Source organism: Ensifer sp. EB106-05-01-XG146, assembly GCF_058791875.1.
Genome location: NZ_JBYTDX010000002.1, coordinates 316,023 through 338,274, shown reverse-complemented (window position 1 = coordinate 338,274; position 22,252 = coordinate 316,023). Strand labels below are relative to the sequence as shown.

Annotated in this window: 22 protein-coding genes; 14 read left to right on the top strand and 8 right to left on the bottom strand. The window is 64.0% G+C overall.

Features of this window, described 5'->3' with window-relative positions; genetic code table 11:
* The first annotated feature begins 2 nt into the window (after positions 1 to 2).
* The 5 genes from AC3WVQ_RS21710 to AC3WVQ_RS21690 all read left to right on the top strand — a co-directional run bounded on the left by AC3WVQ_RS21710 (position 3) and on the right by AC3WVQ_RS21690 (position 5,420).
* Entirely contained in the window at positions 3 to 1,652 is a 1,650-nt protein-coding gene (locus AC3WVQ_RS21710) for an ABC transporter substrate-binding protein (RefSeq protein WP_440657404.1), read from the top strand.
* A 193-nt stretch (positions 1,653 to 1,845) separates the two neighbouring features.
* Positions 1,846 to 2,823, top strand: a complete 978-nt coding sequence (locus AC3WVQ_RS21705) for an ABC transporter permease (RefSeq protein ID WP_268087849.1) — start codon at positions 1,846 to 1,848, stop codon at positions 2,821 to 2,823.
* Position 2,824: 1 nt separating this feature from the next.
* Positions 2,825 to 3,715, top strand: a complete 891-nt coding sequence (locus AC3WVQ_RS21700) for an ABC transporter permease (RefSeq protein WP_034790082.1) — start codon at positions 2,825 to 2,827, stop codon at positions 3,713 to 3,715.
* Positions 3,712 to 4,515, top strand: coding sequence for an ABC transporter ATP-binding protein (locus AC3WVQ_RS21695; RefSeq protein WP_034790084.1), 804 nt, complete (start codon positions 3,712 to 3,714; stop codon positions 4,513 to 4,515). The genes AC3WVQ_RS21700 and AC3WVQ_RS21695 overlap by 4 nt, the downstream gene beginning before the upstream one ends.
* Before the next feature lie 5 nt (positions 4,516 to 4,520).
* The gene (locus AC3WVQ_RS21690; protein WP_060585826.1) at positions 4,521 to 5,420 is read left to right on the top strand and encodes an ABC transporter ATP-binding protein; all 900 of its coding nucleotides are present in this window, start codon (positions 4,521 to 4,523) and stop codon (positions 5,418 to 5,420) included.
* A gap of 121 nt (positions 5,421 to 5,541) precedes the next feature.
* Here AC3WVQ_RS21690 and AC3WVQ_RS21685 read toward each other — a convergent pair whose 3' ends face one another.
* Entirely contained in the window at positions 5,542 to 6,582 is a 1,041-nt protein-coding gene (locus tag AC3WVQ_RS21685; protein ID WP_034790086.1) for a glutamine synthetase beta-grasp domain-containing protein, read from the bottom strand.
* A gap of 338 nt (positions 6,583 to 6,920) precedes the next feature.
* Positions 6,921 to 8,336: an aminotransferase-like domain-containing protein gene (locus AC3WVQ_RS21680; RefSeq protein ID WP_034790116.1), complete on the bottom strand. Its 1,416-nt coding sequence runs from the start codon at positions 8,334 to 8,336 to the stop codon at positions 6,921 to 6,923.
* 101 nt (positions 8,337 to 8,437) lie between these two features.
* Here AC3WVQ_RS21680 and AC3WVQ_RS21675 point away from each other — a divergent pair, with 101 nt between their 5' ends.
* Positions 8,438 to 9,301: a DMT family transporter gene (locus tag AC3WVQ_RS21675; protein ID WP_034790119.1), complete on the top strand. Its 864-nt coding sequence runs from the start codon at positions 8,438 to 8,440 to the stop codon at positions 9,299 to 9,301.
* Positions 9,302 to 9,335: 34 nt separating this feature from the next.
* Here AC3WVQ_RS21675 and AC3WVQ_RS21670 read toward each other — a convergent pair whose 3' ends face one another.
* The gene (locus AC3WVQ_RS21670; RefSeq protein ID WP_492382963.1) at positions 9,336 to 10,229 is read right to left on the bottom strand and encodes a LysR family transcriptional regulator; all 894 of its coding nucleotides are present in this window, start codon (positions 10,227 to 10,229) and stop codon (positions 9,336 to 9,338) included.
* Positions 10,230 to 10,341: 112 nt separating this feature from the next.
* Between AC3WVQ_RS21670 and AC3WVQ_RS21665 the strand changes: the two genes are divergently transcribed.
* The 3 genes from AC3WVQ_RS21665 to AC3WVQ_RS21655 all read left to right on the top strand — a co-directional run bounded on the left by AC3WVQ_RS21665 (position 10,342) and on the right by AC3WVQ_RS21655 (position 12,311).
* Positions 10,342 to 11,211: an NmrA family NAD(P)-binding protein gene (locus AC3WVQ_RS21665; RefSeq protein ID WP_268087858.1), complete on the top strand. Its 870-nt coding sequence runs from the start codon at positions 10,342 to 10,344 to the stop codon at positions 11,209 to 11,211.
* 46 nt (positions 11,212 to 11,257) lie between these two features.
* Entirely contained in the window at positions 11,258 to 11,503 is a 246-nt protein-coding gene (locus tag AC3WVQ_RS21660; protein ID WP_034790124.1) for a DUF2798 domain-containing protein, read from the top strand.
* Between the two features lie 127 nt (positions 11,504 to 11,630).
* Positions 11,631 to 12,311: a helix-turn-helix domain-containing protein gene (locus tag AC3WVQ_RS21655; RefSeq protein ID WP_063891316.1), complete on the top strand. Its 681-nt coding sequence runs from the start codon at positions 11,631 to 11,633 to the stop codon at positions 12,309 to 12,311.
* 58 nt (positions 12,312 to 12,369) lie between these two features.
* On the opposite strand, the gene AC3WVQ_RS21650 is transcribed toward AC3WVQ_RS21655, so the two are convergent.
* Complete coding sequence (locus AC3WVQ_RS21650; RefSeq protein ID WP_435383551.1) at positions 12,370 to 13,341, bottom strand: quinone oxidoreductase family protein; 972 nt, start codon at positions 13,339 to 13,341, stop codon at positions 12,370 to 12,372.
* A 166-nt stretch (positions 13,342 to 13,507) separates the two neighbouring features.
* On the opposite strand from AC3WVQ_RS21650, the gene AC3WVQ_RS21645 reads away from it, so the two are divergent.
* Positions 13,508 to 14,377 carry a LysR family transcriptional regulator gene (locus AC3WVQ_RS21645; protein WP_192439433.1) on the top strand — a complete coding sequence of 290 codons (870 nt, stop codon included), beginning with the start codon at positions 13,508 to 13,510 and terminating at the stop codon, positions 14,375 to 14,377.
* A 25-nt stretch (positions 14,378 to 14,402) separates the two neighbouring features.
* Here AC3WVQ_RS21645 and AC3WVQ_RS21640 read toward each other — a convergent pair whose 3' ends face one another.
* Positions 14,403 to 15,443, bottom strand: coding sequence for a dipeptidase (locus AC3WVQ_RS21640; protein ID WP_435383552.1), 1,041 nt, complete (start codon positions 15,441 to 15,443; stop codon positions 14,403 to 14,405).
* A gap of 251 nt (positions 15,444 to 15,694) precedes the next feature.
* On the opposite strand from AC3WVQ_RS21640, the gene AC3WVQ_RS21635 reads away from it, so the two are divergent.
* Both AC3WVQ_RS21635 and AC3WVQ_RS21630 read left to right on the top strand, forming a co-directional pair.
* Positions 15,695 to 17,209, top strand: a complete 1,515-nt coding sequence (locus AC3WVQ_RS21635; protein ID WP_435383676.1) for a serine hydrolase domain-containing protein — start codon at positions 15,695 to 15,697, stop codon at positions 17,207 to 17,209.
* Positions 17,210 to 17,293: 84 nt separating this feature from the next.
* Positions 17,294 to 18,193, top strand: coding sequence for a LysR substrate-binding domain-containing protein (locus AC3WVQ_RS21630; RefSeq protein WP_201453950.1), 900 nt, complete (start codon positions 17,294 to 17,296; stop codon positions 18,191 to 18,193).
* Here AC3WVQ_RS21630 and AC3WVQ_RS21625 read toward each other — a convergent pair.
* From AC3WVQ_RS21625 to AC3WVQ_RS21615, 3 genes are all read right to left on the bottom strand, one after another.
* A complete protein-coding gene (locus tag AC3WVQ_RS21625) occupies positions 18,190 to 18,534 on the bottom strand; it encodes an immunity protein Imm33 domain-containing protein (protein ID WP_435383553.1) in 345 nt (114 codons plus the stop codon). The genes AC3WVQ_RS21630 and AC3WVQ_RS21625 overlap by 4 nt on opposite strands.
* A 36-nt stretch (positions 18,535 to 18,570) precedes the next feature.
* Positions 18,571 to 19,431, bottom strand: a complete 861-nt coding sequence (locus AC3WVQ_RS21620) for a D-amino-acid transaminase (RefSeq protein WP_435383554.1) — start codon at positions 19,429 to 19,431, stop codon at positions 18,571 to 18,573.
* Between the two features lie 71 nt (positions 19,432 to 19,502).
* Positions 19,503 to 20,561, bottom strand: a complete 1,059-nt coding sequence (locus AC3WVQ_RS21615; RefSeq protein WP_060585760.1) for a P1 family peptidase — start codon at positions 20,559 to 20,561, stop codon at positions 19,503 to 19,505.
* A gap of 288 nt (positions 20,562 to 20,849) precedes the next feature.
* On the opposite strand from AC3WVQ_RS21615, the gene AC3WVQ_RS21610 reads away from it, so the two are divergent.
* Together AC3WVQ_RS21610 and AC3WVQ_RS21605 are read left to right on the top strand one after the other, a co-directional pair.
* Positions 20,850 to 21,935: an amino acid permease gene (locus tag AC3WVQ_RS21610; protein ID WP_435383555.1), complete on the top strand. Its 1,086-nt coding sequence runs from the start codon at positions 20,850 to 20,852 to the stop codon at positions 21,933 to 21,935.
* Entirely contained in the window at positions 21,935 to 22,228 is a 294-nt protein-coding gene (locus tag AC3WVQ_RS21605) for a hypothetical protein (protein WP_435383556.1), read from the top strand. Before AC3WVQ_RS21610 ends, AC3WVQ_RS21605 begins: the two co-directional genes overlap by 1 nt.
* Positions 22,229 to 22,252: the final 24 nt, after the last annotated feature.

Sequence of the window (22,252 nt, the reverse complement as noted above, 5' to 3'; positions counted from 1 at the left end):
CCGTGAAAAAATCGCTTCTCGGCGCAGCGACCGCGCTCGCCCTCATCGCCGGCCCGGCGGCGGCACAGACCGTGCTGACGGCCAATATCGAGCCGGCGACCACCTGGGTTCGCAACTTCAACCCGTTCAACCAGACCTCGGCGCGCCAGAGCACGCTCGACTTCATCTACGAGCCGCTGGTCGTCTTCAACCGCTTCGACGGCAACAAGCCGGTCTTCCGGCTGGCCGAAAGCTTCAAGCTCTCGGACGACCTGAAGTCGATCGAGTTCAAGCTTCGTCCAAACCTCAAGTGGTCCGACGGCAAGCCGCTGACGGCGACCGACGTCAAGTTCACCTACGACTACCTGAAGAAGTTCCCGGCGCTCGACTTCGTCAGCATCTGGACCTTCATCACCGGTGTCGAGGCCGTGGACGCTGAGACCGTGCGCTTCACGCTCGCCAATCCGAGCTCGCTTGCCGCCGAACAGCTGGCGCAGCTGCCGATCGTGCCCGAGCACGTCTGGAAGGACATTGCCGAGCCGGTCACCTACGCCAACGAGGCGCCCGTCGGCAGCGGTCCGCTGACCGAAATCCCGCGCTTCACCGGCCAGACCTACGACCAGTGCCGCAACCCGCACTACTGGGACGCAGCAACGCTCAAGGTCGACTGCGTGCGCTTCCCGCAGCTTGCCGACAATAACCAGATCCTGACGGCGACCGCGTCGGGCACGCTCGACTGGGGCGTCTCCTTCATCCCGGATATCGAGAACGTCTATGTCGCCAAGGATCCGGAACACTTCCACTTCTGGTATTCGCCAAGCAGCATGGTCGCCTTCCTGTTCAACCAGGAAACGGCGAACGAAAACAACCGCAAGGCCTTCAACGACGTGAAGTTCCGCCGTGCCGCCTCGATGGCGCTTGACCGCGGCACCATGGTCGACGTCGCCGGCTACGGCTACCCGACGCTCAACGAAGACCCGGCAGGAATGGGCGAGCTCTACAAGAGCTGGGCCGATCCGTCGGTCGCCGCCGATTTCGGCAAGTACGGCAAGTACGATGCGGATGCCGCCAAGGCGCTGCTCGACGAGGCCGGCTACGCCGACAAGGACGGCGACGGCTTCCGCGACAACCCGGATGGCAGCAAGATCTCGTTCTCGATCATCGTTCCGAGCTCCTGGACCGACTGGATCGACACGGTGACGATCGCCGTCGAGGGCCTGCAGGCCGTCGGCCTCGACGGCAAGATCGAGACGCCCGAGGAAGCGGTCTGGACCGGCAACCTCATCAACGGCACCTTCGATGCGGCGATCAACAGCCTGCCGGCATCGGCCTCGCCCTACTACCCCTACAAGCGCGCCTTCAGCGCGTCGGACAAGGGCAAGACCCGCTTTACCTCGCAACGCTGGTTCAATCCGGATGTCGAAGCGCTTCTGACCGAGTTCACCCAGACCGCCGACCCGGCCAAGCAGAAGGAAGCGATGAACAAGGCACAGCGCATCGTCGCCGAAAACATGCCGATGATCCCGGTGTTCAACAACCCGAACTGGTACCAGTACAACACCAAGCGCTTCAAGGGCTGGGCGACGGCGGAAAACCCCTTCGTCAACCCGTCGATCACCCGCAACAACCCGGCGCGTCTTCTGCACCTGCTGGCGCTTGAACCGGTGAAGTGATCCCTGATCGAAGGCGCGGCGCCCTTTCGGACGACGATCCGGGAGGGCGCCGCATCTCGATCGGCAACGGTGGCGGGCGCTTTTCGTCCGCCACGCAATCGTCCTTGGGGTCAGTCTCCACGGGCGGTTCGATAAGAAGACAGCCCTGCCGCCTGACGCGCTCTTGCGGCAGCCGCAGTCGATGGAGTTCCCGATGGCCTTTTTGCTTCGCCGCCTCTGCTTCTATCTGGCGGCCTTCGTCGCAGCGGCGACGATCAACTTTTTCCTGCCGCGGCTGATGCCCGGTGATCCGGTGCAGATCATGTTTTCGAGCGCCGGCGCTGAACTGCCGCCCGAAAGCCTGCAGGCCCTGAAACTCACCTTCGGCTTCGTCGATGGCCCGCTTTGGCAGCAGTACCTCACCTATCTCGGCAGCATCTTCAGCGGCGACCTCGGCCGTTCCATCAAGTATTTCCCGCTGCCGGTGACCACCGTGCTCGGCAACGCACTCGTCTGGACCGTCGGCCTGATGGGAACTGCCACCATCGTCAGCTTCGTGCTCGGCACCTTCCTCGGCATTCTCGCGGCTTGGCGCCGCGGCAGCCTGTTTGACGTCATCGTTTCCGTCGGCGCGATCTTCGCGACCTCGGTTCCCGCCGTCGTCACCTCGCTGATCGTCGTCTTCACCTTCGGCTTCACGCTTGGCTGGTTCCCGACCGGCTATGCCGCCGATCCGGCGCTCGATCCCGCCTTCACGTTCGAATATTTCGGCAGCATCCTCTACCACGGCATCCTGCCGATGCTGACGCTCTGCGCCGTTCTGACCGGCGGCTTCGCCGTGACCATGCGCAACAACATGATCAACCTGCTCGGCGAAGACTACATCGTCATGGCCCGCGCCAAGGGGCTTTCCGACACCCGCGTGATGATCTGGTATGCGGCGCGCAACGCCCTGCTGCCGACCGTCTCGAGCCTTGCCATCGCCATCGGCACGGTGCTCGGCGGCTCGCTGGTGACCGAGGTGGTGTTCAACTATCCGGGCCTCGGCAACATTCTCTACCAGGCGATCCTCGCCCGCGATTACCCCGTCATCCAGGGACAGCTCTTGATCATGACCGCCACCATGCTCATTGCCAATTTCATCGTCGACGTCAGCTACGTGCTGCTCGACCCGCGACTGAAGAGGGCGTGATATGAAGACCTCCTCCTTTCCGCTCATTCACAACCGCAAGGCCATGGTCGGCGCGCTGATCGTCGCCTTCATCCTGGCTGTCGCGATCGCAGCCCCCTTGCTGACCTCCTATGACCCGGGCGCGCGCGTCGGACGGCCGCATCAGTCACCGTCGCTCGAGCACTGGCTCGGTACCACCCGTATCGGCCAGGACGTCTTCGCCCGCCTCATCTACGGCGCACGCACGTCGCTCGCCGTCGGCTTCGGCGCCGGGCTTCTCATCACCATTGTTGGCACAGCACTCGGCATCATCGCCGGCTATCGCGGCGGCAAGATCGACGAGGTCATCAGCTTCTTCACCAACATGGTGCTGGTCGTGCCGAACCTGCCGCTGCTGCTCGTGCTTGCCGCCTTCATCGGCCAGGCAAGCCCGTGGGTCATCGCGCTCATTCTCGGCTGCACATCCTGGGCCTGGGGTGCCCGTGTCACCCGCGCAGAGACGCTGTCGGTCAAACAGAAGGACTATGTGAAGTCCGCCGAAATGATGGGCGAGCCACGCTGGCGCATCATGACCTTCGAAATCTTCCCCAACCTCATCTCGATCGTCGGCATCAACTTCATCGGCAGTGTGATCTTCGCGATCATCACCCAGGCGACGCTCGAGTTCCTGGGCCTCGGCGATCCCAAGGTCGTTTCCTGGGGCACGATGCTCTATGCGGCGCAGAAGGCCTCCGCCCTTTCGGTCGGCGCCTGGTGGGACATCCTGACGCCCTGCTTCGCGCTCGCCTTCCTCGGCATCGGCCTGTCGCTGCTCAACTTCGCCGTCGACGAAATCGCCAATCCGCGGCTTCGCACCGGCAACCGGCTCGGCCGCTGGTCCGCGCTCATCCGCTCCGGGGAGGGCCGCCTGTGACCGCACCTTTGCTTTCGGTCAAGAACCTGACCATCGATTACATTGGCGAGACCAACGATTTCCGCGCCGTCGACAATGTCAGCTTCGACGTTGCCCCCGGTGAGGTCTTCGGCCTTGCCGGCGAATCCGGCTGCGGCAAGAGCACGATCGCCTTTGCCATCAGCCGGCTGCACAAGCCGCCGGCGCTGATCCGCAAGGAAAGCGCCATCCTGCTCGACGGCCGCGACGTGCTCGACCTCGACCAGAAGGATCTCGCCGACTTCCGCTGGCGCGAAGTGGCGATGGTGTTCCAGAGCGCAATGAACTCCCTGAACCCGGTGTTGCGCATCGAACAGCAGTTCTACGACGTCTTGAAGACGCACAAGCGCATCACCCGCGCACAGGCGCGTGATCGCACCGCCGAGATGCTCAAGCTCGTCGATATCTCGCCGGACCGGATGCGCGATTATCCGCACCAGTTTTCCGGCGGCATGCGCCAGCGCATCGTCATCGCCATCTGCCTCGCGCTCGATCCGCGGCTGATCGTCATGGACGAGCCGACGACGGCGCTCGACGTGGTGGTGCAGCGCGAAATCCTGCAGCGGATCAACGAACTCCGGCGCAAGCTCGGTTTTGCCGTACTCTTCATTACCCACGACCTCGGGCTGATGGTGCAGTTCTGCGACCGCATCGGCATCATGCTCGGCGGCAAGCTGGTCGAACAGGGCACCGCCGACGCCATCTACCGGACACCGGAGCACGACTATACCAAGAAGCTCTGGGCCTCCTTCCCCTCGCTGCACGGAGGCGTTCTTCGATGACCGGCATGTCCGCACCCATTCTTACCCTGGACAAGGTCAGCAAGACCTTCGGCAATGGCCCCGCCGCCGTGCGCGCGGCGAGGGCTATCTCGTTCTCATTGCATGCGGGCCGGGCGCTTGCCGTCGTTGGCGAATCCGGCAGCGGCAAGACCACCTGCGCCCGCATCGCCATGCGCGAATACGAGCCGAGCGAAGGACGGCTGCTCTATAAGGGCAAGCCCGTCGACGCGGCCGGATCCAAGGAAATCGCCGACTATCGCCGCTCGGTGCAGATGATCTTCCAGGATCCCTTCGCTTCGCTCAATCCGGCCCACACCATCGCCTACCACCTGAAGCGGCCGCTGATGCTGCACCGTTCTGACATCAGGGGTGCGGCGGTCGACGAAGAGATCAAGGGCCTGCTTCGGCAGGTGAAGCTCGATCCTGAGATCGTCGCGCCGAAATACCCGCACGAACTTTCCGGTGGCCAGCGCCAGCGCGTCAACATCGCCCGGGCGCTCGCGGCCAAGCCTGAAGTCATCGTCGCCGACGAGCCGACCTCGATGCTCGACGTTTCCGTGCGGCTCGGCGTGCTCAATCTCTTGAGCGAAATGAAGCGCGAGATGAATCTCGGCCTGCTCTACATCACCCACGACATCGCGACGGCCCGCTACGTCGCCGAGGATATCGCGGTGATGTATGCAGGCCAGATCGTCGAATGGGGCAACACCGGCAAGGTCATCGACAACCCGGCCCATCCCTATACCAAGCTGCTGCTCTCGGCAGTGCCGGATCCGGACATCCGCTTCGACGATCCGAACGCGCAGGTGAGCTCAGCCGAAGCCGATGAAACGCGCCGGCGTTCGGCAGCGACCCAGGAGACAATCCGCGAAGTCGAGCCCGATCATTTCGTGCGCGCGGCCTGAGCCGCCCACCGACTGGCTAAAACAAAAACGCCCCGCTTACCCCGGGGCGTTTTTGTTTGGTCGCGAAAAGCGCAACCCCGTCGATTTTTGGCCCGGCGCCCTCGTGCGCCGGGCCATAAAATCAGGCGGCTTCGCGCTTTTCGACGTCGGTCGGAACGGTGGAGATCGTCTTCAGGATCTGCGAAGCGATCTGGTAGGGGTCGCCCTTGGAGTTCGGGCGGCGATCTTCGAGATAGCCCTTGTAGTCGTTGTTGACGAAGCTGTGCGGAACGCGGATCGACGCACCACGGTCAGCAACACCGTAGCTGAACTGGTGGATCGAAGCGGTTTCGTGCTTGCCGGTCAGGCGCATGTGGTTGTCCGGGCCGTAGACGGCGATGTGGTCGGCACGAGCTTCGGCGAAAGCAGCCATCAGCTCTTCGAAGTATTCCTTGCCACCGACTTCGCGCATGTAGGCGGTCGAGAAGTTGGCGTGCATGCCCGAGCCGTTCCAGTCGGTGTCGCCGAGCGGCTTGCAGTGGTATTCGACGTCGATGCCGTACTTTTCGGTCAGGCGCTGCAGCAGGTAGCGGGCAAGCCAGATTTCGTCGGCAGCCTTGCGCGAGCCCTTGCCGAACACCTGGAATTCCCACTGGCCCTTGGCGACTTCCGCGTTGATGCCTTCATGGTTGATACCGGCAGCCAGGCAGATGTCGAGATGCTCTTCGACGATCTTGCGGGCCACGTCGCCAACGTTGCTGAAGCCGACGCCGCAGTAGTAGGGGCCCTGCGGCGCGGGGTAACCGGCATCCGGGAAGCCGAGCGGGCGGCCGTTCTGATAGAAGAAGTATTCCTGCTCGAAACCGAACCAGGCGCCGTCGTCATCCAGAACCGTAGCGCGGGTGTTGGACGGATGCGGCGTCTTGGCATCCGGCATCATGACTTCGCAAAGGACGAGAACGCCGTTCTTGCGCTCCGGATCCGGATAGACGGCGACCGGCTTCAGCACGCAGTCCGAGCTGCTGCCTTCGGCCTGCATCGTCGACGAACCGTCGAAGCCCCAGAAGGGCAGCTGTTCCAGCGTCGGGAAAGCATCGAATTCCTTGATCAGGGTCTTGCCGCGCAGGTTCGGGGTGGGCTTGTAACCGTCGAGCCAGATGTATTCGAGCTTAAACTTTGTCATTTCGTTCTCTCACATGACGCCAGGAATGGCTTGGTTCCGAAGCGGTTGGGCAATCCAGACTGGCTGCCCGACGACCGATGAGCGTTAAGAAGCATTAATCGTGCCAACTCGGATTAAGCGTCGAGAATCCAGAAAAAGGGGTCGCTAGAAGCAGGTGCGATGGCTGCCGAACCGATGGCACAGCGCAAGGAAGCAGCGATTCGCACAAAAAATAGGCAAACCTGCCCGACTCCGCGGCAAAGCAGGGCGGCAAGTCTGCGATCAAAGATCCAGCGTCAGTAGATGCCGGCGATTGCCTGCAAAACGTGCAGTGGCGCAATGAACCGGACAGGTCAACTTCAGCGCCCGACGACGCATTGGCGCATGATCGCGGGCAGGACCTTGAACAGCCGCGCGTCCTCGCACTGGGAAACATTGAAGCGCATGAAGCCGTTGGCGGTTCCGGCGTGAGAAAAGACGTTGCCGGGCGCCAGCACGATTTCCTGCTGCAGTGATTTCTGCGCCACCTCGGCCGCGTCGATGCCATCGGGCAAACGGCACCAGAGAAACATGCCGGCCTGCGGCTCGATCCATGGCGTGATGCCGATCTCCCCGAGCCGCGCCGCCGTCTCGTTCATCGACCGTGCCAGGCGCTCGCGCAGCGCCTCCATGTGCTTGCGGTAGCTGCCGTCCTTGAGCATCGCAAAAACCAGCTCCGCCGCAAGGCTCGGCCCACCGAACGTGGTGGCGATCTTCAGGTCGACCAGCCCCTCGATCCACCCCCGCGGCGCGGCGATGAAGCCGCAGCGGATGGAGGCCGAGAGAGTCTTGGAGAAGCTGCCGATCTGCACGACACGCTCGAGCCCGTCGAATGCGGCAAGCCGCGGCGCCGGCGTATGCTCGAAATCGGCGAAGATATCGTCCTCGACGATCGTCAGCCCGGCCTGTTCGGCAAGCTTCAGCAGACGATGGGCGACGACCGGCGAGAGCGTGGCGCTTGTCGGATTGTGAAGCCCGGAATTGGTGATGTAGAGCCGCGGCCGGTGGGTTGCGAGAACCTCAGCGAATTTCTCGAGATCGGGCCCCGAAGGCGTATAGGGCACGCTCACGACCTCTGCCCGATGGGCGCGCAGCAGAGCATGGAAATTGAAATAGCAGGGGTCGTCGACCACGACCGTATCGCCTGGCTCAATCAGGAAGCGGCAGAGCAGATCGATCGCCTGCGTCCCGGATTCCGTCAGGATGATCTGGTCGGGCGATGCCTCGACGCCGTGCTCGCCGAGACGCCGCGCCAGAAGCTGGCGTAAGGGCCGATGGCCAAGCGGCGTTCCGTAGTCCGTCAGCCCGCTCGCCTCCAGCTTGGATGCCGATTTAAGAGCACGGCGGATTGCAGTTTCCGGCATCCAGCTCGGCGGCAGCCAGCCGCAGCCGGGCTTCAGCACGCTATCGCCCGTTTCCAGCGCCTGGCGCGACACCCACAGCGGATCGACGGCCCGGTCGAGCCGCGGACCGATCTCGGCCAAAGACAGAGGCGCCAGCGGCGCCGCCACGAAGAAGCCGGCGCCGGGCTTCGAGCGAATGACACCTTCGGCCACCAGCCGTTCATAGGCTTCGACGACGGTGGATTTCGAAACGCGCATGGTGTTGGCGAAGGCGCGGATCGACGGAAGCTTCGCCCCCGGCGTTAGGACACGCCCGGCGATCCGCTGCCGGATCGTCGCCATCACGCCTTCGAGCAGCGTTTCGCTGCCGAGCTCCAACTCCTGAACCGTCATCCGTACTGCTCATACATCCAATACAGTTTTGTAAAACTGTACCGCATTGTCTCTGGCAGAGCCAGTCCGTTCGACGGATACAGACGAAAAAGGAGAATGCTATGGACAAGACGGCAGACGGTTGGATGAGCGGTTTTCTCGGGGTGCTGATCTTCAGCGGATCATTGCCAGCGACCCGCGTCGCAGTGATGGACTTTGATCCGGTGTTTCTGACGGTCGCGCGCGCGGCGATCGCCGGCCTGCTCGGCCTCTTGCTGCTTCTCATCTTCCGCCAGCCGCGACCGGCGAAGGCCGATCTCGTTTCGCTGGCAATCGTCGCCTTCGGCGTCGTGCTCGGCTTTCCGCTGCTAACCGCGCTGGCCTTGCAGCACGTCACCTCGGCGCATCTGATCGTCTTCGTCGGACTTCTGCCATTGGCAACCGCGATCTTCGGCGTGCTTCGTGCCGGCGAGCGGCCGCGCCCAGCCTTCTGGTTCTTTTCCTCGCTCGGCAGCGCCGCGGTCGTCGGTTTCGCGCTGGTGCAGGGCTTTGCCGCATCGCCCGTCGGCGACCTCCTGATGCTCGGCGCCATCATTGTCTGCGGCCTCGGCTATGCCGAAGGCGCCAGCCTTTCGCGCAAGCTTGGCGGCTGGCAGGTGATCTGCTGGGCGCTGGTCCTGTCCTTGCCGATCATGCTGGCGCTGACGCTCTTCACGCTGCCGGCCTCCTTCGCAGCCGTCACCAACGGCGCCTGGGCGGGCCTTGCCTATGTCTCGCTCTTCAGCATGCTCGTCGGCTTTGTCTTCTGGTATCGCGGCCTTGCGCTCGGCGGCGTCGCCGGCGTCGGACAGTTGCAGTTGCTGCAGCCCTTCTTCGGCCTGGCACTCGCTGCAACACTTCTCGGCGAGCCGGTCAGCTGGAGCATGCTGGCCGCGACCGGCGCGATCGTGCTCTGCGTTGCCGGCGCCAAGAAATTCGCGAAATAGGCGGCTTTTCACGGGGCGGCGCAGCCCAAGCCCTTCAGAGGCGGTCGAGCTTCAACCGCGCGCCGAGCAGATCGAGAAAGCGGCGGATCTTTGCAGATGGGGTCCGCCCTTCCAACCACAGCGCATGGATCGGCACCGGGGCCGGCTCGAAGTCTTCAAGCACGGTTTCGACCTTGTCGGCATCGATCAGATGTTTGATCTGCCAGAGCGGCGAAAAGCCAAGGCCGAGGCCCTGCTCCACCGCCGCATAGATCGCATTCATCGAGTTGGTGCGAAACCCGCCGCTCACCTTGACGGCGCGAGCCCGCCCGTCGATGCTGAACATCCAGACGCCGGGTCGCTCGTCGCCCGTGCGCGTGACGCAACGATGCGCAGCGAGTTCCTGCGGATGAGACGGCCGGCCGAAGCTCGCAAAATAGGCGGGCGAGCCGAAGACGACGCGGCGAAGCGCGCCCAGGCGCTTGCCGGTCAGGCCAGAATCCTGCAGATCGCCGATCCGCAAGACCAGATCGAGTCCGCTCGCTGCCAGATCGACGAAGGCATCGGAGAGGTCGAGATCGACCTCGACTTCCGGATATTTCGCCATGTACTCGGCGATCACAGGTATCAGGAACCGCGGCGCAAACAGATTCGGCGCCCCAAGGCGCAGCACGCCTGACGGCTCGGAGCGCCGCTGTGCGGCCTCCTCGCGCGCGTCGTGTATCTCCTCCACCGCAGGCTTGATGCGCAGATAGAAGCTCTCGCCCGCCTCGCTTGGCATCGAGCGGCGAGTCGTGCGATGCACCAGCTCGACACCGACATCGGCTTCGAGCATGGCGAGCGACCGACTGACCGTCTGTAACGGTCTGCCCAGGCGTTTCGCTGCGGCCGTCAGGCTCCCCTGCTCGACGATGGCCAGAAAGGCCTCCAGATCTTCGATGCGGCTCATTCGATAATCCCGTTTTGCTGGAGAATAAATCACATTTTGCGTCGATTGTCCGCATTGTTGTGCAGCACTAGCTTGAGATCGTCACATCACGACGGCTCGAAAGGCGGACCCCATGAACCAGCGCTCCAACACGATCCTTGTCGTCGGTGCCACCGGCCGCTTCGCCGGCCTTGTCCTTCCCGAACTGGCGCGGCGCGGCGCCAGGGTCCGCGCCCTCATCCGCGACGAAGCGCAGGGCGCGATTGCGAAATCGCTCGGTGCATCGGAGATCGCGATCGGCGATCTGCGCGAGCGCACCAGCCTTGACCGGGCACTTGAGGGCGCTGACGGCGTCTTCCACATCGGCCCGGCCTTTGCGCCGGACGAGACGGCGATGGGCGTATCGATGGTCGAAGCCGCCGTTCGCGCCGGCGTCCGGAAGTTCGTTTTCTCCTCGGTCATCCAGCCAACCCATGTGCGGCTGAAGAACCATGCAGCAAAGATCCCGGTGGAGGACGCGCTCTATTCCTCGCCGCTCGAATACACCATTTTGCATCCGGCAAACTTCATGCAGAACCTGCGGTCGGCCTGGGCGAGCGTGCTTGCCACCGGCAGCTTCGCCGAGCCGTTTCCGACAGCGACGCGCATCGCCCGTGTCGACTACCGTGATGTCGCCGAAGTCGCGGCCATTGCCCTCACGGAGGACCGGCTCGCCCATGCGACGCTGGAACTTAGTGCCGAGGGCCGGCACAACCGCGAGGAAATCGCCCGAATGATGAGCGCCGCGCTCGGTCGGCCGATCGTTGCGGCAACCATCGGCTTTCACGAATGGGCAAAACCGATCGCCGCGAAATACACCGACCACCAGCTGGAGCTGCTGTCCAAGGTTCACGCCTACTATGCCGAAGTCGGACTTGGCGGAAACAGCCTGACGCTGCGCGCCGCTCTTCAGCGCGAACCGCGCAATCTCGAGAGTTTCATTCGCGAGCTGGCGCAGGCCTAACGGTCGGCGGCCACACCTATTCCCTTCACCCCCCGGAGTTCACCTCATGTCAAAAAAGCTTCCGCATCGATACCAGGCCATCGTCATGCCGCTTGTTCTTTCCGTCCTGATGTCGGGCATCGTCTCCTTCGTCTCGACGGCCATCGGCAACGGCATCCATCCCGATATTCTCGCACTATGGATCAAGGCCTGGGCTTTCTCCTGGCTGGTCGCCTTTCCGAGCCTGCTCGTGGTTCTTCCGCTCGTGCGCCGCATCGTGGCGGCGACCGTCGAACAGCCGCGCAGCAACTGACCGATCTCGCGCTATTCACCCCGAGCCGACCTTTCGGGCGCAACCGATATTTTTAGGATATCTAAAAACGATTGACAGGAAATCGGGCCGCGCCCTAGCTTGAGGAGAGACGAGAAGGGGACAGACAGTGACGACGGACCATGCCAGCGGCGCTTCGACCGGCGAGGCAGAAACGCCGCCGCTCGGCGATCGCCTGCGCCAACGGCGAAAGGCCCTGAAGATGACGCTTCAAGAGGTCGCCGACGAGGCCGGTTTTTCCGTCGGCTTCATCTCGCAGATCGAGCGCGGCATCACCGTCCCGTCGCTGACCTCGCTGATCGCCGTCTGCCGGACCTTGAAAGTCGAGGCCGGCAGCTTCCTCAATCCGCCGAAGGTGGCGACGCCATTTACCCGGCGCGAACACCGTCCGGTCTACGGGCTCGGCGGAGAAAGCGGCAAGGCCGTCTCCTATGAGCGGCTCTCCGCCTCCTTTCCCGGCAACGTGCTCAGAAGCACTATTATCCACGAGCCGCCCGGCCATCGCAGCGAGCCAATGTCGCATGAGGGAGAGGAAATCTTCTTCATCCTGAAGGGAGCGTTGACGCTGGAGGTGGACGGCGAAGCGATGGTTCTCGAAGCGGGCGATTCCGCTCATTTCCCGTCGCTGCGCACCCATACGATGTGGAACCACACCAGTGAGCCGACCACGATCCTGCACACCTGCACCATGGACGTCTTCGGCGACGGAGCGCCCTCAGGAAGCCCCACCGACAGCCTCGCCGTGACCCGGGCCGAGAACCGGCTCGAGGGGATCGCCGAAGGCAAGTGACGGGCGCCACAGCCAGCGCCGCCACGAGTTCTTAGAACATATCGCCCCATCGCTAGCCTTACGGCAGGAGCACCAAGGCGCCTGTCGTCTGGCGTCCTTCGAGCCGGCGATGCGCCTCGGCTGCCTCGGCCAATGGCAGACGCGCGTGCACGCGGATATTGACCGCGCCGCGCGCGACAACGTCGAAGAGATCCTTGCTCATCGCCAGCACGTCCTCGCGCCGCGATAGATGCGCCGGTAACAGCGGCCAGGTGGCATAAAGCGATCCCTTCTGCGCCAGCGTCGTGATGTCGAAGGGCGGGATCGGGCCGGAAGCGGCGCCGAAACTGACGAAGTGACCGAAGGGGCGCAGGCTGTCGAGCGAACCTTCGAACGTCGCCTTGCCGATGCTGTCGTAGACGACGTCGACCCCCTCGCCTTCGGTGATTTCGCGTACGCGCGTTGCAAAGTTCTCCTTGCCGTAGTCGATCACGTAGTCCGCACCATTGGCCCGCGCCAATTCGGCCTTCTCCGGCGAACCGACGGTGCCAATGACCTTTGCTCCAAGATGTTTCGCCCATTGCGTCAGGATAAGGCCGACACCGCCCGCGGCCGCATGAACGAGGAGGGTGTGGCCGGCCCCGACCCGGAAGGTGCGACGCAACAGATATTGCGCCGTCAGCCCTTTCAGCATCATCGCCGCACCCGTCTCGAAGTCGATATCCTCAGGCAGATGCACGAGGACACGGGCCGGCACATTGTGTTCCTCGGCATAGGCTCCGAGCGCCTCGGCATAGGCAACGCGGTCACCCGGCTTGAAGCCCTCGACATCGGGCCCGACAGAGACCACCTCTCCGGCTCCCTCCTTACCTGGGATGAATGGAAGCTGCGGCGGCGGGTAGGCGCCGCTGCGTAAATAGATGTCGACGAAGTTGACGCCGATCGCCCGGTTGCGCACGCGCACTTCCCCCGGGCCGGGTTCGCCGAGTTCGAAATTTTCGTAGGCGAGCACATCGGGCCCGCCGTGCTGATGCACGCGGATAGCTTTCATGGATCTGGTCCTCTGGTTGAGTTGGCTGGTCCTGGCAGCCTCCAGGCGGCGGCCGATGCCGATCTGCCTGATGCTGCCTCGCCTTCCTCGCTGATCACATCTGACAGATAGCCATGCGTGAGTTACCCGTGTAGACTGATATCAATGACAACAGAGTTCAAACTTCATGATATCTGACCAGATCGGCATCGACCTCCTGCGCAGCTTCGTCGCGGTCTGCCGGCAGGGCAGCCTGAACCGCGTCGCCACCCAGACCGGCCGCACGCAATCGGCGCTGAGCATGCAGATGCGCCGGCTCGAAGATCTGCTCGGCCGACAGCTCTTCACCCGCACCGGTCGCGGCGTCGTGCCGACACCCGAAGGCGAATTGTTCCTCGGATACGCCACGCGCATGCTGGCGCTCGGCGACGAAGCGGCGGCGCGGCTGCGGCAGGCCGACCTGAGCGGTGGCGTGCGGGTCGGCCTGGCCGAGGAAGTGGCAACGACGGCACTGCCCGAAGCGCTCGGTCGACTGCGGCGCGGCTACCAGGAGATCCGGCTCGACGTGGTGGTCGAGCAATGCGTGGCGCTTGGAAAGACCTGGCCCGAAGGCGACCTCGATATCATGGTCGTGCCGACCTCCGTGGTCACCGCCGACGCCCTCACCACCTGGAATGTGGAGCTGCAATGGGTCTGCGGGACGGACTACGCCTTCGACGAGACCCGACCGATCGACCTTGTTGCCTTCGCCGCACCCTGCCTCTGGCGCCGCCGCATGATCGAGACCTTGGCCGACCAGGGCCGGGAACACCGGATCACTTTTACCAGCCAGAGCATCACGGCGCTGCAGGCCGCGATCGAGAACGGGCTCGGCATTGGTTTGCTTCCGCCGGACGCGATACGCGCGGGCACGATGCGGGCGCTGCCCGCCTCGTCAGCCGTACCGAAGCCGTTTGCCGTCCAGTATGGGCTTTTTGCCAGGGATCGGCGATCGGCCGTCGTCGATTGCGCGATCAGCGTGCTGCTCGAAGGCTTGCCGATCGCTTCAAGGACCTAACGTCCTTCGCGGCTGAGCGCGGCGCTCACCCGCCCCAGGTTGTCTCCAGCACGCAGATCCAGTTGCCGTGGCAGATCTTTGCGAGTGCCGCATCGTCATAGCCGCGGGTGCGCAGCAGGTCGACGAGCAGCGGCAGATCGGCCGCGCTGCGCATCGCAGCAGGGATGGCCGTACCGTCGAAGTCAGAGCCGAGCGCCACATGATCGATACCGATACGCTCGACGATATAGTCGATGTGGTCGACAAGGAGCGAGAGCGGCGTATCCGTGTTCCTGGTCCCGTCCGCGCGCAGGAAAAGGACGCCGAAGTTGATGCCGGCCAAACCGCCGGTGTCCCTGATCGCGTCGAGCTGACGGTCCGTCAGGTTGCGGCTATGCGGGCAGAGCGCGTGCACGTTGGAATGGGAGGCGACGAGCGGCGCCTGCGACAGCGCGGCGATGTCCCAGAAGCCCTGCTCGTTCATGTGCGAGAGATCAAGCATGATCTTCAGCTCGTTGCAGGCGCGCACGAGATCCTTGCCGGCCTCGCTGAGGCCTGGACCGATATCGGGTGAAGAGGGAAAGCGGAAGGGAACGCCATAGGCAAAGAGGTTCGGCCGGCTCCAGACGGGGCCGAGCGTGCGCAGACCCGCGGCGTGAAGCACATAGAGCGCGTCGAGATCGGCGCCGACCGCCTCGATACCCTCGATGTGCAGCACCGAGGCAAAGGCATCCTTGTCCATGGCGGCGCGGATATCGGCAGCACTGCGGCAAATCTTCAGCCGGCCCTCCGACTGGCGTTCGATCCGCATCAGCAGGCTCGTCATGCCGAGCGTGGCTTCGAGTGCGCTTTGTTGATCGGGCGTTGCAAACTCGCCGCTGCCATCCTTGGCAAGGCCGGGCGAGGCGACGTAGACGGCGCAGAGGCCGCCGGCAAGGCCACCCGCCGCGGCCTTGTCGAGATCGATATGCCCGGTATCGACGCCTTCGAGGAAGCGGCGCTCGGCAGCGCCGCCCGGCGAACGCCAGAGCCGCGACAGCACGTCGTTATGTCCGTCAAAGACCGGGATTTTCGCTTGCGTCGCCAATTCTGGATCGCCTTCTCAACCTGTTGTCCTCAAGTGCGACTCATGGATAGTCGCCGACGGACCATAGACATTGGGTGCGGGAACCGCACCCTTTTTCCCCGCCGGCCTAACGCAATGCAGGCGGACCGGGCAAATGCAAACCGTGCATAGGCCCTGCCGGAATCGGAATTGGCGGCACGAGGTTCTGTCGTGCTTAGTCGGAGATACGCGTGGGAAACCACTGCGACCAGAATTGGAGAATGGACATGACGATGCCGGCACCGCTGGATTGGCAAGCCGCCGAAGCGGCTGCGAGACGCCTGACCGCACAATGGGTGGCAGACGAACCGGGCGGCGCGGTCATCGGCTTCGATGAATCCGGACCGCGCTTCTCGCATGCGGCCGGCGTCGAGAGCCTCGCGACATCCGCGCCGTTCACGCTCGACAGCGTCGTGCGCTATGCGTCCCTCACCAAGCACGTCTTCTCAGTGATGGTGCTCGCGCATGCCGACCTTATCGGTCTCGACAATCCGCTCGGCCAGCATCTTCCGGAACTGCGGGCGCCACTTGCGGACGTGACGGTCGGGCAGGCGCTCGACATGAGTGGCGGCCTGCCGGATACCCGCGAATGCCTGTCGTTGCTCGGCCTCTCCGTCTACACGGAGACCAGGGCCGGACCGCTGCTGGAGTACCTCTCACGCCTGGAGCGGCTGAACTTTGACGCCGGCACCGAGGTCTCATACTCCAACACCGGCTATCGCCTCATCGAAGCGGCTTTGGAGCGCAAGGGCTTCCGCTTCGACGATTTCGTCCAACGGGAAATCGCGGCCCCGCTTGGCATCGCGCTGAAGGCGCCGGATGTCTGGAACGATCCGGTGAGGGACCTCGTTCCCGGCTACTGGCACTCGGGCGAAACCTGGCAGCTTTCTGCCGCTGGCCTGCACATTTCCGCATCGGGCAGCCTCACCGGCAGCGCCGGGGCGCTTGCCACCTGGCTGCAGGCGCTGCTCGGTGGCGAAGGCCGCTTCGCCGGTCTTCTGCAGAAGTTGCAGGCGCCCCGATATCTCGCCGACGGGCGACCAACAGGATACGGGCTCGGCCTGCGCAACTCGTCGCTCGGCGGCCGCGAATTCGTTGGCCATGGCGGTTCACATCCCGGCTACAAGACCTATTTCCTCCTCGATCCCGATACGCGCGCCGGCTTCGTCGTGGTCTCCAACCGCGAGGACACCAACGGTTACAAGATCGCGCTCGAAAGCATGGCAGCGCTCACCGGCATTCCTCTGCCGACCCCGGCAGCCGATCTCGGCGACGGTCTCTACGTGACGGAGGCCGGTCCGTGGTGGGTCGAGGTCAAGGGCAGCACCTGCACCTATCTCGATGCGGATGAGACGCTCTATGACGACGGCGACGGCTGGGCCTCGTCGCGCTCGGCCTCATCCCCTCTCAGGCTGCGCCGCGACGGCTCCGCCCTTGTCGGCGAGGTCGGCCATGCCGCGCGACGCTTCCTTCCAGCGGCGACGCATGAGCCGCTGCCGGCGTCGCTCTCCGGGGTCTGGCGCTCCGACGAAGGGGCGGAATTCACGGTCGAGAACGGCGCGGTCCTGATGGGCGTCGGCCCCGTTCGTCAGACGATGGCGCTCACTCCGCTCGGCAATGGTCGCTTCCTGTTCACGCTGAGCGATGGGCCCTGGGTCAAGCGCATCTGCCTGCATCTCCTCGGGCCCGATCACCTCGAACTGGTGACGAGCCGAGCCCGGATGATCGAATATCGCCGCCGCGCCTGATTTTTCTTGATGACGCGCGGGCGCTGCCACAAAAGAAGTCCGGTCGCCGGCGAATGACGGACCGGACTTCAGGAGTGCATGCCCGTGGAAATCAAATGGCTTGAGGACTTTCTGGCGCTCGCCAGTACGCTGAACTTCTCAAAGGCGGCGGACGAGCGCCATGTCACCCAATCCGCCTTCAGCCGCCGCATCCGGCAGTTGGAGGCCTGGCTCGGCGCCACGCTCGTCGACCGCGCGACCTATCCTTCGCGCCTGACGGAGGCGGGGTCGAAATTCGTGCCGGTGGCGCAGGAGACTCTGAAACAGCTCTACCAGGCAAGGCGCAATCTGCAGCAGGAGGAAGGCTCCGACGCCCGCACCATCAAGCTGACAGCGCTGCACACGCTCTCCTTCACCTTCTTTCCCGCATGGATGACACGGGTCAACGCCCGGAGCGGGCCGCTCTTCTCCCGACTTCGCCCCGATTCCGGCAGCATGGAGGAAAACCTCAACTCGCTTGTCGACGGCGAATGCGACTTCCTGCTGACCTACGCCCATACCCAGGTCCCGCACCTGCTCGACCCGCAGGCCTTCGAACATCGCGTGCTCGGCCACGAACGCATCATCCCCGTTTCGGCGGCGAATGAAGCGGGGGAGCCCCTGCACCGGCTGGAAGGCGGCACGAAGCCGTTCCCGCATCTGAGCTACGAAAAATCGTCGTTCTTCGGCCAGCTTCTGGATGATCTGATCGGGCGCGAGCTACCGCCGGCGCAAAGGGTGCACGAAGGCAGCATGTCGGTGGGGCTGAAAGCCATGGCCGAATCCGGCTGGGGCATCGCCTGGGTGCCCGAAAGCCTGATGACGGATGAGCTGGCGAACGGCTCGCTGGTCAGGGCCGCCGACCCGCGCTGGGACGTCAGTGTCGAGATCCGGCTCTATCGCGCCAAGGAAAACCGCCGGCCGATCGTCGGCCGCGTCTGGCAGGGCCTGGAAGCCGGGTCCTAGTCAGGCGGCGCGAGAAGTGTGCTGTCGTACCAGACATCCTCGTAGTCAGGCGCAATCAGAAAGCGCCAGCCCGGAGGCAGCGCGAGATACGGCAGCACTGAAACACAAAGTTTCTGCAGATGATGGGCATGGAGAGGCATGAAGAAATCAGGATCGGCAGTTAGCTCTTCCCCTCCCCAGATATACCAGCCATTCGTTCCATTCTCGGGCGGATGCCGCAGCCCATTGAGCGGCTGTTCCCCTCGCAATGCGCCGGCAGAAATACCAAGCTTGCAAGATAGGTCGAGCGCGTCGAACCCGGCCCCGTAGCGCCGGCAGACGTCGCGTTGAGCCTGCTTCATTTCTCGCTCTTCCAAGGTAGGAGATCCGGCCGTCGGCTAGATCGCCGTCTGTCGTGCGCGCTCCAGATAGAGCTCGCGCAGGCGCTTGACCACCGGGCCAGGCTCACCGCCACCGACGGCCTTGCCGTCGATGCGGGTGATCGGCGCAACGAAGTTCGAAGCGCTGGTGAGGCACGCTTCGCGGGCGTTGAGCGCCTCTTCGAGCGTGAAGGGGCGTTCTTCCAGCGTCATTCCCTGTTCGGCGGCGAGCGCGAGAGCGGCGAGCCGGGTGCAGCCGGGCAGCGTCTTGTGGCTGTTGCCGCGCGTGACGATGCGGTTGTCCGCGGTGACGATGTAGGCGGTGGAGGAAGCACCTTCAGTCACGAACCCGTCCTCGATCATCCACGCCTCATCGCAGCCTTCAGCCTTGGCGATGCGCTTGGCGATCACCTGCGGCAGCAGGCACACACTCTTGATGTCGCGGCGCGCCCAGCGCTGGTCGGGCACGGTCTTGACCGACAGCCCCTTGATGGGGGCAGTCACCAGCGTCTTTGCCTGGGTGAAGAGCACCAGCGTCGGCTTGATATCCTCGGAGAACAGAAAGTTCCGGTCCTCGGCGCCCCGGGTGAGCTGCAGATAGACCATGCCTTCGACAAGGCCGTTCTCTTCGATCAGCCGCTTTTCGATCGCGACGATCTCGTCGGTCGATACAGGCAAAGGCACATCGATTTCACGCGCGCAGCGCTCCAGGCGCGCCATATGCGATGCGCTGTCGATCAGCTTGCCCTCAAGCACGGCGGTGACCTCGTAAATGCCATCACCGAAGAGGAAGCCGCGATCGAAGATCGAGAGACGCGCCTCGTTCTCGGGCAAAAACTCGCCGTTGAGATAGACGGTGCGGATGGACGGCTGGGACATGTAGGCTCCGTAAAAATTGGTTTGGCAGAGGCGCATGGACCGCAACACCGAACGCGATCCAGGGGCACAAATCAGTGTTCGCTGAGCGCGCGAAGCCGTTCGAGCGAGATCGCCTCGACCGTGCTCGGCTTGCCGTTCGCGGCATTGAAACCATGCGTCGTGCGGGCCATGGTCAGCGAATTGAGGATGGCCTCCTCCGTCGCCTCGATGGCCGCTTCGAAGAGCGGCGATATCAGATCGTTTGGAAGATCGGGATAGTCGGCAATCGCGGCCCGGCGCGCCTTGGTGCGACGAACGGCGGCAGCCGTCGAGAAGGCGAGCGCATAATCGCCGGAACCATTGCTGAGCGCGGCGCCGGTGCGGGCCAGGCCGCCGAAGGCGCGTTCGGCCAGACGCTTGAGGTTGCGGGAAGAGAGCGGCGCATCGGTCGCGATCACGATGACGATCGAACCGTCGCGGTCGTGTGCCGCCGGCGCCTCATAGGCACGACCGCAGACGGTGAGCCGGCCGCCATAATTGGATTGGACGAGCACGCCGAGCGTAAAGACCTCGCCTGCCGCCTTCACAAGTCGCGAGCTCGTACCGATGCCGCCCTTCAGCCCGAAGGCCACCGTGCCGGTTCCGGCACCGACAGCCCCCTCCTCGACGGCACCGGTCTTCGCGGCGGCAAGGGCAGCGCCGATCTCGTCGATCGTCGGGCGACCGGCGCGGATATCGTTGAGGCGGGAGTCGTTAGTCTCGCCGACGACCGCGTTCAGCGACACGACCTTCTCGTTGCCCGGCTGCGCCAGCGTCCAGCGATTGACGACCTCGATGGCGCGTCCCGTCGCCAGCGTGTTGGTGAGAACGACGGGCGTTTCCAGCTCGCCGAGCTCCTCTACCTGGGTGGAGCCCGCAAACTTGCCGAAGCCGTTGAGCACAGCGAAGCCGGCCGGCACCTTGTCCTGAAACAGGTTGCCGTCATGAGGCAGTATGGCGGTGGCGCCGGTGCGGATGCAGTCGGCCTCGACAACGGTGGCATGGCCCACCGCGACACCCATCACATCGGTGATCGCATTGAGCGGTCCGGGTTCGTAAGCACCCGGGCGGAAACCGATGTCGCGAAGCCGTAAGCGCTTGATATTTGTCATTTTTCGCCGTTTTCCTCACCCATCACCGCGGTCGCGAAGCAGTCATTTCGTCGCAGGCGACCCTACCTGTATCGGCGGCAAAACGGCATCGCAAAAATGGAATAGTTTCATGAGAAGCCTGCAACGCCGCCCTTCGCGGTCGGTCGTGGAGCTATGAGCCGAATGCGACTTTTCCGCATGGGCCCATGGGTCAGCGCGGCGACTGATAGTCGAGTGAAATAAAGCAGTTGCAACCATAAGAAACAGTTCATAAGTTCGCCTCGTCTTTGGCAAGGGAGCCTCCCATCCATGACGAAGCCGCTTGATGCAACCTCAGGCAGGTCTCAGCAGACGACGCCCGAAATGGCGACACGGCCGAGCCTCGGCATCTGGGCTTGCTCCGCGCTCGTCGTCGGCAACATCATCGGCTCCGGCTTCTATCTCTCTCCCGCCGCACTCGCGCCCTACGGCGCCGCAGCCCTCGTCGGCTGGGTCGGCATGGCGGTTGCCGCCATGTGCCTCGGCCTTGTGTTTGCGCGGCTCGCAGGCGTCAGGCCCGCGACCGGCGGCCCCTACGCCTACAGTCGCATGGCTTTCGGTGCGTTTGCCGGCTTTCTGGTCGCCTGGGCCTACTGGATCTCGATCTGGGCGTCGCTGCCGGCGATCGCCATGGCCTTCACCGGTTATCTCGGCGTGTTCTTCCCGAACCTTCAGCATATGCCGGGCGGCTTCACGGCGGTTTCGCTCGCCGCCATGTGGCTGGTTGCCGCCATCAACATGTTCGGCGTCAGGAGCGCCGGGCGTTTCCAGATCGTGACCGTCGGATTGAAACTCCTTCCCTTCATCGCGATCGCGCTTCTCGGCCTCTTCTGGATCGAGCCGCAGAACCTGATACCCATCAACCCGAGCGGGCTGTCCATGCTCGGCCTGATCTCCGCGACCGCACCGTTGACGATGTTCGCCTTTCTCGGCATCGAGTCTGCCACCGTTCCGGCCGGCGATGTCGACGATCCGAAACGCACGATCCCGCGGGCGACCGTGCTCGGCACGCTCTGCTGCGGCCTGATCTTCATTCTCGGCACGCTCGTGGTCATGGGCACGGTCCCGCGCGAAACGCTTGCGCGTTCCGCCGCTCCCTTCTCCGATGCGGCCTTCGTGATGTGGGGCTGGTGGGGGAGCACGCTGGTTGCGGCCGCCGTCGTTCTTTCGTCGATTGGCGCGCTCAACGGCTGGACGCTGCTGATGGCTCAGGTCCCGATGGCAGCGGCCCGCGATGGGCTGTTCCCTCCAGTTTTCGGGCGCCTTTCCAGCCGTGGCGTGCCGCAGTGGGGTATCGTCCTGTCGATGCTACTTGCTTCGGCCTCGTTCTGCAGACCTCGGGCGTGTCGGGACTGATGGTCGTCTATAGGTTCGCCGTCGACCTTTCGACCACCGCAGCCATGGTGCCTTACGTCTTCTGCAGCCTCGTCGAGGGCGCGCTGTTCCTGGCACTCACACGTCCGCGCGACGGGGAATGGGGCGGCTTCCGCCTTGGCCCCTACAAGCCTTATGCCCTGGTCGCTTTCATCTTTTCGCTTTGGACGGTCTACGGCAGCGGACCTCAGGCGGGCCTCTGGTGCCTGCTGCTGCTGCTCGTGGCACTGCCCGTCTACCTGTCAGTCGAAAGGAAGGAGCCGTCCACTGGCTGACGTCAAAAAGGATACCCCCACCTG

Bases quoted from the DNA above. Each gene is read 5' to 3' on its own strand.
- AC3WVQ_RS21700 (WP_034790082.1), top strand. From the start codon at position 2,825: ATGAAGACCTCCTCCTTTCCGCTCATTCACAACCGCAAGGCCATGGTC.
- AC3WVQ_RS21620 (WP_435383554.1), bottom strand. From the start codon at position 19,431: ATGTCCCAGCCGTCCATCCGCACCGTCTATCTCAACGGCGAGTTTTTG.
- AC3WVQ_RS21685 (WP_034790086.1), bottom strand. From the start codon at position 6,582: ATGACAAAGTTTAAGCTCGAATACATCTGGCTCGACGGTTACAAGCCC.
- AC3WVQ_RS21625 (WP_435383553.1), bottom strand. From the start codon at position 18,534: ATGAAGCAGGCTCAACGCGACGTCTGCCGGCGCTACGGGGCCGGGTTC.
- AC3WVQ_RS21645 (WP_192439433.1), top strand. From the start codon at position 13,508: ATGATATCTGACCAGATCGGCATCGACCTCCTGCGCAGCTTCGTCGCG.
- AC3WVQ_RS21615 (WP_060585760.1), bottom strand. From the start codon at position 20,561: ATGACAAATATCAAGCGCTTACGGCTTCGCGACATCGGTTTCCGCCCG.
- AC3WVQ_RS21650 (WP_435383551.1), bottom strand. From the start codon at position 13,341: ATGAAAGCTATCCGCGTGCATCAGCACGGCGGGCCCGATGTGCTCGCC.
- AC3WVQ_RS21690 (WP_060585826.1), top strand. From the start codon at position 4,521: ATGTCCGCACCCATTCTTACCCTGGACAAGGTCAGCAAGACCTTCGGC.
- AC3WVQ_RS21705 (WP_268087849.1), top strand. From the start codon at position 1,846: ATGGCCTTTTTGCTTCGCCGCCTCTGCTTCTATCTGGCGGCCTTCGTC.
- AC3WVQ_RS21635 (WP_435383676.1), top strand. From the start codon at position 15,695: ATGCCGGCACCGCTGGATTGGCAAGCCGCCGAAGCGGCTGCGAGACGC.
- AC3WVQ_RS21680 (WP_034790116.1), bottom strand. From the start codon at position 8,336: ATGACGGTTCAGGAGTTGGAGCTCGGCAGCGAAACGCTGCTCGAAGGC.
- AC3WVQ_RS21670 (WP_492382963.1), bottom strand. From the start codon at position 10,229: ATGAGCCGCATCGAAGATCTGGAGGCCTTTCTGGCCATCGTCGAGCAG.
- AC3WVQ_RS21665 (WP_268087858.1), top strand. From the start codon at position 10,342: ATGAACCAGCGCTCCAACACGATCCTTGTCGTCGGTGCCACCGGCCGC.
- AC3WVQ_RS21610 (WP_435383555.1), top strand. From the start codon at position 20,850: ATGACGAAGCCGCTTGATGCAACCTCAGGCAGGTCTCAGCAGACGACG.
- AC3WVQ_RS21660 (WP_034790124.1), top strand. From the start codon at position 11,258: ATGTCAAAAAAGCTTCCGCATCGATACCAGGCCATCGTCATGCCGCTT.
- AC3WVQ_RS21605 (WP_435383556.1), top strand. From the start codon at position 21,935: ATGGTCGTCTATAGGTTCGCCGTCGACCTTTCGACCACCGCAGCCATG.
- AC3WVQ_RS21675 (WP_034790119.1), top strand. From the start codon at position 8,438: ATGGACAAGACGGCAGACGGTTGGATGAGCGGTTTTCTCGGGGTGCTG.